13 protein-coding genes are annotated in these 16740 nt (G+C 43.3%); 2 read left to right on the top strand and 11 right to left on the bottom strand.

Features of this window, described 5'->3' with window-relative positions; all coding sequences use genetic code 11:
* Window positions 1-193: 193 nt before the first annotated feature.
* Complete coding sequence (locus tag FFM78_RS08090) at window positions 194-838, bottom strand: SDR family oxidoreductase (protein ID WP_137637938.1); 645 nt, start codon at window positions 836-838, stop codon at window positions 194-196.
* A gap of 202 nt (window positions 839-1040) precedes the next feature.
* Here FFM78_RS08090 and FFM78_RS08085 point away from each other — a divergent pair, with 202 nt between their 5' ends.
* Window positions 1041-1544 carry a MarR family transcriptional regulator gene (locus tag FFM78_RS08085; RefSeq protein WP_137637937.1) on the top strand — a complete coding sequence of 168 codons (504 nt, stop codon included), beginning with the start codon at window positions 1041-1043 and terminating at the stop codon, window positions 1542-1544.
* A gap of 78 nt (window positions 1545-1622) precedes the next feature.
* On the opposite strand, the gene FFM78_RS08080 is transcribed toward FFM78_RS08085, so the two are convergent.
* The 10 genes from FFM78_RS08080 to FFM78_RS08035 form a co-directional block, all read right to left on the bottom strand.
* Entirely contained in the window at window positions 1623-2546 is a 924-nt protein-coding gene (locus FFM78_RS08080; protein ID WP_137637982.1) for a DMT family transporter, read from the bottom strand.
* 78 nt (window positions 2547-2624) lie between these two features.
* Entirely contained in the window at window positions 2625-3398 is a 774-nt protein-coding gene (locus tag FFM78_RS08075; RefSeq protein ID WP_137637936.1) for an HAD-IIB family hydrolase, read from the bottom strand.
* Between the two features lie 111 nt (window positions 3399-3509).
* Window positions 3510-3680 carry a FeoB-associated Cys-rich membrane protein gene (locus tag FFM78_RS08070; RefSeq protein ID WP_137637935.1) on the bottom strand — a complete coding sequence of 57 codons (171 nt, stop codon included), beginning with the start codon at window positions 3678-3680 and terminating at the stop codon, window positions 3510-3512.
* A 111-nt stretch (window positions 3681-3791) separates the two neighbouring features.
* Complete coding sequence (gene feoB, locus FFM78_RS08065) at window positions 3792-5924, bottom strand: ferrous iron transport protein B (RefSeq protein ID WP_137637934.1); 2133 nt, start codon at window positions 5922-5924, stop codon at window positions 3792-3794.
* A gap of 1 nt (window position 5925) precedes the next feature.
* Window positions 5926-6402: a FeoA family protein gene (locus FFM78_RS08060; RefSeq protein WP_137637933.1), complete on the bottom strand. Its 477-nt coding sequence runs from the start codon at window positions 6400-6402 to the stop codon at window positions 5926-5928.
* Window positions 6403-6759: 357 nt separating this feature from the next.
* Entirely contained in the window at window positions 6760-8361 is a 1602-nt protein-coding gene (locus FFM78_RS08055; protein ID WP_137637932.1) for an APC family permease, read from the bottom strand.
* A gap of 432 nt (window positions 8362-8793) precedes the next feature.
* Window positions 8794-9024: a heavy-metal-associated domain-containing protein gene (locus FFM78_RS08050; protein ID WP_137637931.1), complete on the bottom strand. Its 231-nt coding sequence runs from the start codon at window positions 9022-9024 to the stop codon at window positions 8794-8796.
* Window positions 9025-9172: 148 nt separating this feature from the next.
* A complete protein-coding gene (locus FFM78_RS08045) occupies window positions 9173-10552 on the bottom strand; it encodes a glutathione synthase (protein WP_137637930.1) in 1380 nt (459 codons plus the stop codon).
* 279 nt (window positions 10553-10831) lie between these two features.
* Window positions 10832-13210: a phosphoketolase family protein gene (locus FFM78_RS08040; protein ID WP_223877036.1), complete on the bottom strand. Its 2379-nt coding sequence runs from the start codon at window positions 13208-13210 to the stop codon at window positions 10832-10834.
* A 191-nt stretch (window positions 13211-13401) separates the two neighbouring features.
* Window positions 13402-14136, bottom strand: a complete 735-nt coding sequence (locus tag FFM78_RS08035; RefSeq protein ID WP_137637928.1) for a GntR family transcriptional regulator — start codon at window positions 14134-14136, stop codon at window positions 13402-13404.
* Between the two features lie 630 nt (window positions 14137-14766).
* Between FFM78_RS08035 and spxB the strand changes: the two genes are divergently transcribed.
* Window positions 14767-16509, top strand: coding sequence for a pyruvate oxidase (gene spxB, locus FFM78_RS08030; protein WP_137637927.1), 1743 nt, complete (start codon window positions 14767-14769; stop codon window positions 16507-16509).
* Window positions 16510-16740 lie beyond the last annotated feature (231 nt).

Genomic DNA, 16740 nt, shown 5'->3' with positions numbered 1-16740 from the left:
AACCAGATCTTGAAAATTCTTATTTGTGCACCGAAAATGATGATTGTCTCTTTGAATGCTGAGCTTGAAATCTTAGGGAGTATGTTCAATTTTGTCCTTACTCTCAGTGTAAACAAAAAAGTTCTGGTATTAATCGGTTTTCAACGATTGACATCAGGACTAATTTTAGATTGTTTTCTTACTCGAGTATTGCTTAAGCAAACGCGGTATTAACGTCAGTAGTACCGCTGACTAAATCATAAACACGTTTATAAGTTTGCGGCTGTTTCAGGACGGCCACAATTGCTGCCGCAACGTCCGCCCGCGGTATTTTTTTAACCTTAGCCGCGGCCGGTTGTAGATCAATTTTGCCTGTGCCCACAGCATTGGTCAACACTCCTGGTCGTAAAATCGTGTAGTCCAACTGAGTGCGGTGCTGTAACCATTCATCGGCGTAATATTTCGCCACGTAATAAGGCGCGATCCCAGTTTGTGCCCATTTATCACGCTGTTCTGCGTAAAGTGCACTGACGATCACGTAACGTTTGACGCCAGCCTGTTCGGCAGCGATCATCGTTTTGATCGCACCGTCTAAATCAATTTGCAAGGTGCCATCATAGCCGGTATTACCACCAGAACCAGCAGTAAATACCACATTATCGACACCTTCAAAAGCAATCGCTTGTTCAGCCGGTAAACTGGCTAGATCAAAGGCCTGTGGCTGCGCACCTAACGCACTTAACGTCGCTGCTTGCTGTTGATCGCGAATTCCCGCGACGACCTTTTCACCTGTAGCTGCTAATGCCTTAGTTGTTAACTGCCCAATTTGGCCATGTGCGCCCACGATAAAAGTTGTCATTAAATTGACCTCCATTTCGGTTTAATTATTAGTCCGTAATTGCTTCGATCACAAAATTCATGCTATAGTTTACACTGAAACTAAGTTTACCGCACTTCGATCAATAACGCCTAATCTTTTGACTGGAAACTATTTAGATCATACCGTAAGAAGTCGCTGTTTTTTGTGGATTAGATCAATTCAATAAGGGGCCGTAAAACACATGGATAAAATCAATTATTTTAAACAAACTATCGAACCGCTATTACTGCAAGTTGCGACTACCACCGCCAGTAATAGCTCCTTTGAACAAGAATGGCTGCTCAAACGCCTAAAAACAACACCAGAATGGCAACAAGTTTTGAACAATCTACCGTTGCTTTCGCTACATACTTTGGCTGATATTGGTAAGAATCAGCCTGTCAACGGTACCGAATTAACCGCCCATTTACAGGTTTCTAAAGGCGCCATTTCTAAAACGGTTAACAAGCTGATCAAGTTTGAACTGATCGATAAATTTAAGCGCACTGATAACCGGAAGGAAGTGTACTATTCTCTATCCGAAAAAGGGCAGCAATTAAACTACGCACACCAGCAATTACATCAACAACTGGATCACCAAATGCAACTTTTATTAGCCAACTATCAACCTGAACAATTAGAATTGATCGCCCAATTTGTTCAGCAGATCCAAGATCTACACAATGCACCGATCGTTAGTGAATAAACTATTGGCAATTAGTATACAACGCTATCAGCCTTTTGCCGCAAATAGACCCTCGACCAGCCAATCTATTTGTACTTCTTATTGTCCAGCTTGCTTGGTCAACGGTTGCGGCCGGGCTAAGGCCAAAATAAAGACTGTGCTTAAAATTAGCATGGTGCCGCCAAACTCGACCCAACCAAAACGAACATTTAAATATAAAACGGCTAGAATCGTTGCTGCTAATGGCTCAAAAGCATCCAACAGCCCAACTGCAGTTGCCGAAGCATAGTCTAAGCTAGCTAAATAGAGTGAATAAGCAAAAACAGTACCAAAAATAACAATGAACCAGTAACCTAACTGGCCGAATAAATCCAAGTGCGGTAGTTGCTGCCAGCCAGGATGAACTAGGTTAAATAATAACCCACCTAAAACCATGGCCCAACCGGAGACCACGATCGCACCATATTGTGCTAACAACCGAATAGGTAACAAAACATAGGCCGCAGCAGCTACTCCAGTTGCCACACCCCAAAATAATGCGGCCGGTGAAATCGTTAAATGCGTTGGTTGCCCACCTGTAACTAACAAAAAAGTCCCTAACAAAGCAACTAAAACTGCAATAACATCCGCGCGCCGCGGTACCGCCCGTTCACGTAACATGGTGTAAACCACAATGAAAACTGGCGACAAAAACTGCAAAATAGTGGCCGTTGCAGCATTGCCCACTGCGACCGCTTTATAATACACAAATTGCATCGCCAACATCCCGCCAACGGTGAAGATAAGCAATTCACCGCTACTTCGCCAAGAATGCCAAATTGTAAACAGACGCTGTCGTTCGCGCGGCAATAAAGCTGCAACTAGTAATAATAAAACGCCAGAAATCAGCATTTTTGATTCGATCAACCAGACCAAATCCACCTGATAAGCAGTAAACAACCACTGCGCGATCGGTCCAGAAACACCCCATAAAATTGCCCCGATCGTCGCTAATAAAATCCCCTTTAATTGTTTGGCTCGCACCATAATTCCTCCCTTGCACCTATTTTCTATTATACCATGCGCCTAAATAGGGGAAATTCTAGTTTCCGTTAAGTCAGTCTAGAGCCAACCAAATTTCTGACAAGCTCGGTATACGCCATCATCAGTGTTAGCGGCAGTCACGTAGTCAGCTTGTGTTTTAACCGCTGACGCCGCGTTGCCCAAAGCAATACTGGTCCATTGTGACCGAAACATAACGAGATCATTCAGACCATCACCGAACACCACCACATCCTTAAGTGGTGCATTAAGTCGCTGCATCATCTCCACGATTCCTCGATACTTATCGTCATATTGAAACATTAGATACTCCGGCACAAAGCGTAAATGACCTAAGGTCGCTTTCAAAGTCAATTTCATCTCCGCCGCCGCTGGAATCGCGACGTAAATTTTGTAGATCACCGGTAGCGTTTGAAAATCCAATTGCGGATCAATGATGTAGTCAGTGGCTTCTTGGCGCTCGCCAACTTGCTGACGGAATAAATCATTTTTGCTCCACACCCGAATTGAATCATCCCGCATCACTAAAACTCCGTATCCTAGGTTCTCGGCCTGCTGAATTACTGCTTTAGCCTTACTTAGATCTAAGGGCTTGTTCTGGATCAACTTCTGCTCCACTACCAACCCGCCACCACCGGAACAAACCATGTTACGTAAACCTACCTGCTGCATAAACGGTACTGCCTTATAATGTGCTCGGCCAGTAGCAATCGCTACGAAATAGCCCTTAGCCTGTAACTGATCCAAGGCCATCTGCGCACTGGGCACGATCTGGTTGGTTTTGCGATCCGTTAACGTGCCATCAATATCGAAGAAAAAATATTTTTTAATCAAATTAATTTCCTCCTATTCTACATAGTCTAAGTTTAATCCTTTTCACGGCACAAAAAAACAAGTGCGGTGTCAGCCAACACTTGTTAGATGGACAGCACGGATCAAACTAACTTAACCGCGCTTTTGATTATTATTCTGCAAGATATGTGCTTGATCAGCCAGCGGGCACCCCACGTCTGAGCAGTCATGACAACTAGAATGGCCACCCTTTTTGAAAAATCGTAAATAGACAATGGCACCTGCAGCGGCAAATAGCACCACCGCTAAAATAAATGTTGACATTGCGAAATCCCCTTTCTGCTAGTAGCTTATTAGCCTAAAAAGCTAATAAACCTTGATGTTACGACCGATGACCATTTTTGTGGCAAAACTATTGACAAACAATTATCAAAGTTAAGCCGCACTACTATTTAAATCAAGGATCCCCTCTGTTTTTTCTCTTTTTACAAAAATACCGTAGATCATCAGAGCTAAGGCAATCACCGCAATAGTTAGGCTAAGTGGTGAGAACTGCGCCGTGGCCACTTGTGAGCCTTGGTAGAGCACGACGGCCACCATATAGGCCACTAAAGTTTGATAGCCAACTGCCCGTAATGTCCAACCAGTATCACCAAATTCTTTATACATAGTGCCGATAGAAGCAAAACAAGGTGCGCAGAGTAAATTGAAAACTAAGAAGGCGTACCCAGCCATTGGCGAATAAACCGACTGCAAAGCGGAAACAAATGACGCATGACTGGTGCCGGCACCGAAAGTAATGTGCAACGTACCCACACAATTTTCCTTGGCAATCAAACCAGCGAGCACCGCCACGGTTGCGTGCCAGTCACCAAAACCTAACGGCGCAAAAACCGGCGCCAACAACGAACCTAAGACTTTTAAAATACTGTGGTTTTGGCCAACCATTTGTAGGCGAAAATTAAAGCTGGATAAGAACCAGATCGCCACACAAGATAGGAAAATAATCGTTCCGGCTTTGATAATAAAAGCCTCAGCTCGCTGCCAAACACTTTGGACAATATTACTGAAGCGGGGTAAATGGTAGGCTGGCAACTCCATCACAAATGGTGCCGGTGCCCCACTGAAAATACGGGTTTTTTTCAAGAAAACCCCCGACCCGATCACAGCAATAATACCTAAGAAATAGGCCGACGGTGCCACCCAGGAATTGCCTGAGAAAAAGGTCCCACTGATCAAAGCGATCACAGTTAACTTAGCTGAACAAGGCATAAAGGTAGTCAACATGATCGTCATCCGCCGATCTTTTTCATTTTCGATCGTCCTTGTGGCCATGATGCCTGGTACGCCACAACCAGTGGAGATCAGCATGGGAATAAATGATTTCCCCGAAAGATTGAAACGGTGGAAAATACGATCCATGACAAAAGCGATCCGCGCCATATAACCACAATCTTCTAAAATACTCAGACATAAAAATAGCATCATGATCTGCGGTAAAAAGCCTAATACAGAACCAATTCCGCTGATAATACCATCCACGACTAAACTAATTAACCACGGTTGGATTTGCCACTGATTCAGTAAACTAGTGGTTGCGGCCGGAATCCCTTTACCAAACAACACATCATTCATCCAATCGCTACCAATAGTGCCAATGGTTTGAATCGATAAATAATAAACGACCCACATCACAAAAACAAAAATCGGTAACGCCAGGAAACGGTTAGTGACAATGCGATCGACGCGATCACTCCACGACATGGAAAAATCGTTGGTATCGATCACACACATATTCATGATACGAGTAATGTAGTCATAGCGAGTATTGACCACAATACTATCGCTAACATCATCAAATACTTTTTCAGTTGTATTGATCGTGTTTTCGATTTCTTGTCTTTGGACCGCCGTTAATTTCAAATCAGCGCTGATTTCTTCATCGCGTTCAAATAATTTAATCGCGTACCAACGCAACTGACTGGTTGGAACCAGACCTTGTATGGTGGCACTGATCAGTTTGATCGCTGATTCTAAGCGATCATCATATTCAGGGTATGTATAAGTTTGTAGATCTGATTCTTGCATCTGTTTAACTAATTGATCGACGTTTTGATTTTTTAATGCACTGATGCTGACCACCGGTAGGTTCAGAATATAAGCCAGTTTTTTCAAATTAATTTTACGATTGCCTTCTTTTTTCAGACGATCCATCATATTCAAACCAACAATCAGCGGGACACCCGTTTCCATTAACTGCAGTGTCAAATACAAATTACGTTCCAAATTAGTCGCATCAACAACGTCCAAAACGCGGTCAGTTTGACCATTTAAAATATAATTACGGGTGATGATCTCCTCAGAACTGTATGGTGATAAAGAATAAATTCCTGGTAGATCCTGAATCTCAACCTGACTATTGTGTTTTAATTTGCCGCTTTTGCGCTCAATCGTTACCCCAGGCCAGTTACCAATATGCTGATTGGAGCCAGTTAAAACATTGAATAGTGTGGTCTTGCCACTATTAGGGTTCCCCGCCAAGGACCAAGCAGTTGTTGTCATCTCCATCTTAATCGGCCTCCTCTAACAAAATACAGGTTGCGTCTTGCTTACGCAGGCTTAATTTGTAGCCGCGCACATGTAGTTCGATCGGATCACCTAAAGGCGCGACTTGACTAACCTTGATCAAGGTATTGTTAGTCAGCCCCATATCCATCAAGCGGCGCCGTAACGCGCGATCACCCAGCATTTTGCGAATGATCCCCGATTTGCCCACCGCCAACTTAGCCAAAGGCGTTAACTTAGCAGCGGCCGCATCATTGACCCCACGGACAACGATCCGTTGTGCAATATCATTACTAATGGCCAAACGTTGCCCTTGAAAATAGATCATCATTCCCGAAGTTGTGGAAGCCAGCGAAATCACCGTAATATCGCGACCGGGAATCATCCCGATCTCGGCTAAATGTTTCACCAAACGTGTTTCACCAAGGACCTGGACAATGATATATTTACCTTGACTCCTTAATTCGGCTAAAGCTTTCATAAAAAGTACTCCTTCCGTTAAGCCCTTCACAAATCAGCATAAACGCTTATTGCATTTGTATAACGTCAAAAATAAATTAAGCATTAATTTAGTTCAGTTTTAAAATTAAAAATTGATTAAATTAATTCTAAATCAATTACTATAAAATGCAAATAGGTTGAAAACATCTTGTAAACAGCTTTAATTATAGCAAGAAAGCGTTTTTTTAAGCAATGGTAATTGAAAACAAAGTTCATTTGTAATTTATTTGTAATATTTAATTGAGAATCAAACTAAGTTGTCGTCACCAAAACTTAACTGTAACTAATAAAGGATCGTAACGCTATTTACGTTACGATCCTTTATCTAACCACATTTTTAATCATCATCAACCTTAACTTGTTCATTAACTTTAGCCGCTGCCACTAATTCTGCGCTTTCCAAGCGACTAGCAACCCCCCACCGATAGAAAACATACGCTACCACGCTGATCAAAACAAAATCCCACGGATAATGCAGCCAATTGGTGCCACCAAACGCTCGGCTACCTAAGTAAGAGACCACGGATAAAAATACCAAGTAGATGATCAGCCATAAGCTGCCTTTAAGCTGCTGGCGTAACGCCGGAAAACCTTGGCGCCATTCATAGTAAATATAAAACGGCAACCCTAACAAAATAACTAAAATGACCTCAATCGTAGTCGGCCACATGGCCCAATAAGTCGCTAGACTAGCCAAAACAAAGGCCAACGGTGCCACGATTCGCAACCATTTTGAAGCAACAGGTCGCTTAAAGTCAGGCCGTAATTTACGCAAAGAGATCACGGTCACTGGACCGGTTAAATAAGCGATCAGTGTCGAAGTAGAGATCACACTGGCCAGTACGCTCCAATTACGAAAAACACTGACCATCAGTAGACTGATCACCAAGTTAGCTACCATAGCTAAGCGCGGAATGCCATAACGCCGATTTAATCGCCCTAGCCATTGGGGCATATGTTTATTTTTCGCCATCGCCCACAATGTCCGACTTGTCACCGCAACAAAAGTGACCCCAGTACCAAATGGCGACACAAAGGCATCTAGGTAAAGCAAAATTGACCACCATTGCAACCCTAATAGAATCGCTAGGTCCGCAAATGGTGAAGCAAAATTTAACCCATGCCACCCACTTTGAGCTAACAAATGTGGGGGAACACTGCCGATAAAAGTGACCTGTAATAATGTATAGATCACCGCGCTGATCGCTAACGAGATCGCGATCCCCCGCGCCACATTATGCCGTGAATCACGAATTTCACTGCCCATATTGATCACCGTTTGAAAAGCATTATAGGAAAAAATAATGCCTGAAGCCGTCGTCGCTTGAAAAATAGCCGCACTTCCCCGCGGTGCAAAGGTCGCCCAACTATGGCCAAAGTTAGCGCTGTGAAAACCGGAAGCCACTAACAAAATGATCGTTAGCGCCGGCACCACCATTTTAAAGATCGCGATCAAACTAGTAAAACGGGTTAGTAGCCTGATCGACCAAAAATTCAGCAGTGTAAAAACTAGCATGAACAAAAAGACGATCACCAGCCCCAATGTGGTCACATCCCCATGCGCAACAAATCTTTGCGTCCAGTTGGCCCAAGTCCACGGCCACGAGCTCATATACTGAACCGCGGCCACTGCTTCGATGGGGATGATCGTCACCAGCGATACCCAATTCGCCCATGCCGCAATAAAGCCTAGCAACGGACCGTGGCTGTACTGGGCGTAACGGCTCATACCGCCACTTTCGGGAAACATTGCCCCTAACTCGACGTAATTAAAGGCGATCGCCATGATCACGATCGCACCGATGATCCAAGAAATAATTGCTGCTGGTCCGGCAACTACTGCCGCTTCTCCGGAACCAAACAACCAACCAGAACCGATGATCGAGCTCAATGCCAGCATTACTAATGAAAATAAACCAATTTTATGACGTTCCTGCATAAATTAATCCCCTACTCCACATATTAAGGTCAATTATTAGCCCAAAACGCTAATAATTATTGATGTTACGGGCGGTGTCCATGCAACTACCGCGCAAACCGCGAGTTGCAACATGGCCCTACGCCACATATTAAGGTCAATTATTAGCCCAAAACGCTAATAATTATTGATGTTACGGGCAGTGTCCATGCAACTACCGCGCAAACCGCGAGTTGCAACAAGACCCTACGCCACTAGATACTAATTTTTAGCTTAAGGACTAAATTATCTCATTGATTTTTAATTTACGCAAATTGATTTTGATCCCACTGCTCGTTTTTGTTCACCGGTACAATTCTTTCAAACAACAAAAAAGGCGCACCATATACGATCATATGACGCGCCATCTAATTTACTTTTCTAAATGAGCTAGCCGAAACAGGATCCCTGATATTAGCTTAGTTCTTTAACTTTCATTTTCTTGACTGGATAACCTAAACGTTCAACCACAGCGGCCAACTTTTCCGCAGTCGTTTGGTTAGTGTCGAAATCAACCTTAACTTTAGCGGCATTGAACAATACCTTAATTTCACTGACACCGGTTTGTTGTTTTAACGCCCCTTCAATTTTTTGCATACATGACGGGCAAGTTAAGTTATCTAATTGCATAATCGCTTTTTCCATAATGATGACCTCCGTTTTCTTAATTAACTTATGGTTCTAGTTTAACGCCAGGTTCAGTGGATGCAATTGATTTAAATCAAGTTTGGCGATAAAAATCAGCGTAGAACTAAAAATTAGTTGCTTACTTTTTAGCAGAGGCGTCATTCATTTAAAAATACGAACTAGCTTCCGTTTCGGACCGTTTCAATCGTGGTAAATGGCGAAAACGGTCAAAGAGATCACGTTGTAGAACCGCACGGGACGGATGCGGATTGCTTTGGAAACCATGATAAATTGGTGACGGATTCAAATGAGACTGTAATTGAAAATTACGTGCCTGCTGTAAGCCGTAACGAGCCAGTGACTGGCAGTGGATCCGCGGCAGTAGTTGGCCTGCAGCAGTTAACTGTGGATGCACCATTTTTTCGGCCGCTTGGGTAACTACTGCCGCGTAAATCGGTGGTAAGTCAGCCACAACAACTAATTTCTGCAATTGTTCAAACAACTTTAAGCCAACTTGCTGTTGGCTAGTTAATTGTTGCGGTTGCTCCAAGGCAACTTGATCATTGATTGCACTAGCTGTAACTAAAACGGTCGCATCTAACTTAGGCATCAGCATAAAATGCAACGCTAATAATTGTACCAATAACAAGGTTGAACCACGAATTCCAATGGCAGTTGTTGGATCTAAATCTAACATCCGTAATTCAATATGACTCACACCATGCTGCTGCATAGCCATCAGTCCAGCCGGATGACGTAAGCGTACCGCCTCATGAAAAGCCGTTTCAGCGATCAAATCATCGGCTGCGATTGCTGCTCGCATCTGTTCACTATAGGCCGTTACTGAAGTATAATCACCTTTAAAATGGCTGGCAAAACCGTAACCGAATTGGCGCGAATTACGCAATGAGCGAACTGGTTGTGGTGGTAAATCAGCCAAATAATTAGCTTCAGCAATTGGACTAGCACCATTTAAATAAGTAAACAGCCACCGATAGTGCATAAACCCGATTGCTTGCTTAAGCAATAATTCATCCCGCGCTTTTTGCGGATCCTGACGTAGCTTTTGTGCGATCATCTGTGTCCAGATCCGCTTCGGTGCTAAATTAACATGAATTCCTGCCGGTAGGCCTTCAGTCAAGCCGTAGCGTCGAGCCAATTCCTGATAATAGGCCAATTTCTGTGGATCAACATCAGCATAAGCCAGCTCACTACGAGCCACCGTCAACTTAGGTGGTAACGAAAACGGCCAAAGATATTCATTTGTGGCCAGGCCAGCACGCAAAGTGTGATCTAACGCCGCTAAATAATTCATAGCGTTGCCTATTGAATTGGCTACTGGGGTAATCACTTCACTTTGCGTATTGAAATAATCATTTTTAATATACGGATTGGCATTTTGCTGACCCAAAAGTTCTGGATAAGGTTCTGTACTTAAATAGCCATTAGCACTCATACGATGGCGTTCTACTTCCAAACCCCAAGTAAAGCCATACTCAAAATTACCAATGCCTAAATTCAAAATGCATTTACCTAAATCGTCCACAAGCTAGGCCTCCATTTCGCTATCAATGATTACTTATCTGCTCCATAATCGTATACCGAAAGTTAAACTGATTTCTAGAAATATGCTAAGCTAACTTCACCATCTTATTCGTGAATTAATGCGACTTGCCCATTTGATTAAACTTTGCATAACAGGAAACTATCTATAAATCGCAGGCAGCCAAGTATGCAAAGATAAAAAAAGCCGTAGCACACTGTATGTCACGACTTTCGAGCAAATAAAAAAATCGACTTTAAAAAGTCGATTTTTTACTGCGCGTTATTTCAATGGTTGCCAAGTCCAATCGCGGACTTCGGGAATATCTTCCCCATTTTCACGGATATAATCGTGATGGTATTGTAATTTATCGTCCATTTGTTGCACAAAGGCAGCGCCCTTATCGGCAAATTCTGGTAAGTGCATGATGATATCCTTCGCTAAATGGAACCGATCAAGTTCGTTGACCACCCTCATGTCAAACGATGTGGTGATGTCGCCTTCTTCACGATAACCGTGGAACATAATGTTGCGATTATGGCGATCGAAGAAGATGTCCCGTGGTAAGTCTTCAAAACCATGATAAGCGAACAAGACTGGGGTGTCCTTAGTAAAGTAATGATCAAATTCAGCATCAGACAACCCACGTGAATCACGTTCTGGGCTGCGCAGTTTCAACAGATCGATCACGTTGATGAAGCGGATCTTCAAGTCTGGGAAGTTGTCGTGCAAAATATTAATAGCCGCTAAGCTTTCCATATTGGGTTCCGTTCCGGCAGCGGCGATCACGATATCCGGCTTGCTTCCCTGGTCAGTTGAAGCCCAATCGATGATGCCTAAACCATTAGTTGCTAATTTAGTGGCTTCATCAATGTTGTAGAACTGTGGCCGTGGTTGCTTGGAAGTGATCAAAATATTAACCGTTTGCTTGCTGTTAAAGATCAATGGGCTAACCGCCAACAATGAGTTGGCGTCGGCTGGCAAATACTCACGGATATATTCTGGTTTCTTTTCCGCCATGTGGGTCAAGATACCAGGATCTTGATGGGTATAACCATTATGGTCCTGTTGGAAGCTGGTTGAAGTTGAGACCACATTCAAGGATGGGTACTTGTTGCGCCAATCTAATTCATCAGCCTTACGGATCCACTTGAAGTGCTGGGTCAACATTGAATCAACTACTCGTAAGAAGGCTTCATAGCTTGTAAACAAACCATGCCGACCAGTTAACGTATAAGCTTCATTGAAACCTTCAGCTTGATGTTCAGATAATTGTGAATCAATGATCCGACCAGATGGTGCCATAAATTCGTCTTGAGGTTCCTTGATCGGTTCCAACCATTGTCGGCTAGTTGCTTCAAATAGGCCATATAAGCGGTTAGACATAGTTTCATCAGGGCCGAAGATCCGGAAATTATCTGGATTTTTCTTGATCAGATCACGTAAGTAATCTGACCAAACGATCATATCTTGCTTGACTTGTTGACCGTGTTTAGTGTTATCCAAGGCATACTGCCGATAATCAGGTAAGTTCAGATCTTTAGGATCGATCCCACCGTTAGTGATCGGATTAGTTGACATCCGCTGCTCGCCTTTTGGTGCCAAGGCCCGCAATTCAGGGATCAAGGTGCCATTTTCGTCAAATAATTCCTCAGGTTTATATGATTCTAACCAGTCAACTAAGGCATCAGCGTGGGCCATGTCTTTTTGGTTAACTGGAATTGGAATCTGGTGGGCGCGGAATGAACCTTCAATTGGTTCGCCAGCCCAAGTTTTAGGACCTGTCCAACCTTTTGGTGCGCGGAAAATGATCACTGGCCACGTTGGTTGCGTGGGATCATTGTTTTCCCGGGCATTCTTTTGAATGGCTTTGATCGATTCGATTGCTTCGTCCATTGCCTTAGCCAAAGCAGGATGCATCACTTTAGGATCGTCACCTTCAACGAAGATCGGTGCCCAGCCCATTCCTTCAAAATACTTACGCAAATCAGTATCAGATTTACGGGCCAAAATCGTTGGGTTCGAGATCTTGAAACCATTCATGTTAACGATCGGTAAAATCGCGCCATCATGAATTGGGTTGATAAACGTGTTGGAGAACCAGGAAGCTGCCAATGGACCTGTTTCAGTTTCACCATCACCAGTGACTGCCGCAGCGATCACATCAGGATTATCCAAGATCGCACCTGTTGCGTGGGATAATGTGTAACCGAGTTCGCCACCTTCATGGATCGAACCTGGTGTTTCAGCTGCCGCATGAGAAGCCACCCCGCCAGGGAAAGAGAATTGTTTAAACAACTTTTGCATTCCTTGTTCATCCTGAGTGATCTCGGGGTAGATATCACTGTATGAACCATCCAGATAGGAATTAGAAACCATGACCTGGCCACCATGACCGGGACCTTCAATATAGAACATATTCAAATTGTACTTGTTGATCACCCTGTTTAAATGGGCGTACAAGAAATTCTGGCCAGCGATCGTGCCCCAATGGCCGATCGGATAAATTTTAACATCGCTAGCCTTTAATGGTTGCCGCAATAATGGATTAGCCTTTAAATAAAGCTGACCAACAGAAAGATAATTGGCCGCTCGCCAGTAAGCATCTAATTTTTTGAAATATTCTGGTGATGAATAATCTACGGTTTGTGTTTCCGTCATGATCGATTCTCCTTTACAAATTAAATGGTTTTTAAAACAACAATTGCCTTAACAAACTAAGTTCAGCGGATCAGTTTCTAACTTCACGTACTAAGATAATCAATTCGGCTGTAAAAGTCAACCTTTTTGATAATTGGGTCGTACCAATATTAAAAATAGTTTAAACAAAAACTTCGCTAATTTAGTGAAGTTTATTCTGGCTTATCAATTGCTACAAAAGAATTAAATTTTAAATAACGATAATGCATCCGCATAAATGAATACTCGATTGGTGTTCCATCATCAAGAAAGAAAATTCCGGCCATTGTTCCTACTGGTTCATTGACTTTCAGTTGCAATAATTTCTGATCTTCAGCCGTTGCCGGCGCCGCCCCGATAGTCAGAAACGACTTCGTCACTGCCTGCTTTTTTACAGATTGTAAATAATTAAAAATCGAATGTCCAGCAATATCCCGATTTAGCTCCGGCACGACTTTAATGGGAATAAAGCTTTCTTCGATCATAAATGGTTGCTCATCTAATAATCGTAGCCGCTTGATTTGATAAACAAACTCACCCTGCTGTAGAAATAGATCCCGTTGTAAAGTTGTTGTTGCTGGAATCACCGCAAACGCCAATAATTTGATTCCTGGTTTCTTACCAGCCATTTGTAAATTATCGGTGATACCTAAGTTACTACCTTCATAGTTGAATAATGACTGATTTTCTAAATAAAGTGGATTAATAAATGTACCTGAACCGCGCTTTTTAAACACCACGCCATCGTTAGCCAACAAAGCCAACGCCCGCTTGATCGAACTACGACTGACCGCATATTCTTCACTAAGGTGGCGCTCATCCGGTAATTTCATCTCTGCCGCAAATTCACCGGCGAAGATCCGCCGGGTCAAATCCTTAATAATGCGTTGATAAACTAAATCTGCCATACCTTTGTCTCCTAATATTTCAATTATCTGGTCTAAGCATAGCATATTGAAACTCAAAACAGGTAAACGAGGCATCATCATGCTTTGACCATTGTTAACGCTAGCATAGCCCACTTTAATTGTCTAGCCGGGCCTATCATACACGAAAAAACCAACCAAGAAGTGCACCCTAAATTGCTCACGGTTCAGTGGCCGCAACATGCTAACCGTAAATCTGTACTAGTGACTAACCTAATATACTAGGTTCTGTCGTAGCCAATGATTCACGAACCAGCGCATGCACTATTTTAAAAGAAATAAGCTTACTGCCGCTAACACTATTGCGGACGTTAACATCCTTTAATGCCGCGTGTAGGGTTTGATGATCTAGTCGATTTTTTTGCGTACGTAACAACGAAAAAGCTACTTGTATCTGGCTATTACTTCTAATCGTTAAACGATCCGTTTTCATGTTACTTCGCTAAATAGCCGGTTTACTGTTAACAAGCGTTTTTCTTGCTAACGCAGGAGCAACCGATTACATTGAGTATAAATGGTTTACAAATTTAGAAAGGTTATTATACTAAAGACTATACTTATAAAAAGTAAGTATCTAAACGAGTTCGTTCAATTTAAGGAGGCGTTTTAACGATGACCACAAAGATCAACGCGGCTGATGCAATGCTAAAAGTACTGGAAGATTGGGGCGTTAAAAATATTTATGGCTTACCTGGTGGTTCTTTTGATTCCACAATGAACGCTTTGTATAATCGGCGTGAAACCTTGCATTATGTTCAAGTTCGCCATGAAGAAGTCGGTGCGCTGGCGGCTAGTGGTGAAGCAAAAGTTACCGGTAAAATTGGGGTCACTTTTGGGTCAGCTGGTCCTGGTGCCGTCCATTTGCTCAATGGCTTATACGATGCACAGTACGACCATGTGCCTGTATTGGCGTTAGTTGGTCAAGTACCAACGTCAATGATGAATACAGACTACTTTCAAGAAATGAACGAGAATCCGATGTTCGCCGATGTTGCTGTTTATAATCGAACTGCTACCACAGCTGCTGGTCTACCGCACGTTGTTGATGAAGCGATCCGTCAAGCGTATAAGTATCGCGGCGTTGCAGTCGTGACGATTCCTAAAGATCTTGGCTGGGCCGAGATCGACGACAATTTTGTATCGACGGCCACTGCTGCTACTACCGGTGATACCATTGCGCCAACTAATGAAAAAATTGACGCGGCCATCGCTTTACTTAAGGCGGCGACCAGGCCTTTGATCTACGTTGGCCAAGGCGCACGTGGTGCAAGAAACGATATTATCGCCTTATCAGAAAAATTGGCTATTCCGATCATGTCAACAGCGCCCGCCAAAGGGATCATTCCCGATGATTACAAAGCCTACATGGGTTCTGCCGGCCGCGTTGCTAGTAAACCTGGTGTGGAAACAGCGCAAGCCGCCGACACAGTTTTATTCGTCGGCACTGATTTCCCCTTTACAACTCATTTCTTCAAACCAGAAGCTAAATTCATTCAGGTCGATACTGATTCAGCCAAATTGGGTAAGCGGCACGCCGTTGAAATTTCAATTTTAGCTGATGCCATTAAAACTTTCCGTGCGTTGGTTCAGCGTAGCGGCGCCGCGGTAGATGCTAAACCATTCTATCAGGCCGCTCTAGCAAATAAGGCCAATTGGCGCCAATGGATCGATCGTTTTGAAGAAGCTGAACAAACCCCAATGCGGGTTGAACCGATTTTCAAGCAGATCAATGACTTAGCCAAACCAGATGCGATTTTCCAAGTGGATGTTGGCAATGTCACCATTGATGGTATGCGTTTCTTACGAATGAACCACCATGAACAATTTACTACCTCAGGTTGGTATGCGACGATGGGTTACGCCTTACCGGCCGCGATCGGTGCTCAAGAAGCATTTCCAGAACGTCAAGTCTTCTCGATCTCCGGTGATGGTGGTTGGTCGATGGTGATGCAAGATCTCCTGACCCAAGTCAAGGAACAACTACCGATCATCAATGTGGTGTTAAGTAACCAATCACTTGGCTTCATTGAAGCCGAACAGGATGACACTAAGCAACCCCGCTCCGGTGTTGACTTGATCGACGCCGATTGGGCCGGTATCGCCAAAAATATGGGGGCCACTGGCTTTAAAGTAACGACTTTAACTGAATTAAAAACTGCTTTTGCGCAGGCAGCAGCCGCCAATGGGCCAGTGGTGATCGATGTTAAAATTGCCAATAAACGGCCATTACCAGTTGAACAACTCCAATTAGATAGCACCACCCAAGATTCGGCAACGGTCGCAGCTTTTATTGAAAAATATCAAGCGCAAGGATTGATCCCACTACGTCAACTGTTAGCCGCCGCGGAAAAATAACGGTTATATAAAAAGTGTTTACCAGCAGAAGCTTGTTGGTAAACACTTTTGGCTCTATACTTTTTCCTGTTGATCGTTTACAAAGTGGTAAGCTATTAACAGGATTTTTTGTGCAAAAAAGAGCCCACAGCCCCCATCCAAAAAATCCACCCACAACAGTATCATTTAAAAGGATATGAGAAAACCGTGAACCCTATAGACCATCATATAAAATTTGCGCTCAATATTAAA

The sequence above is a fragment of the Loigolactobacillus binensis genome, from assembly GCF_005405165.1.
Taxonomy (GTDB): Bacteria; Bacillota; Bacilli; order Lactobacillales; family Lactobacillaceae; genus Loigolactobacillus; species Loigolactobacillus binensis.
Note: the sequence above shows the minus strand (reverse complement) of the source record. Positions and strands in the feature narration are given on the sequence as shown.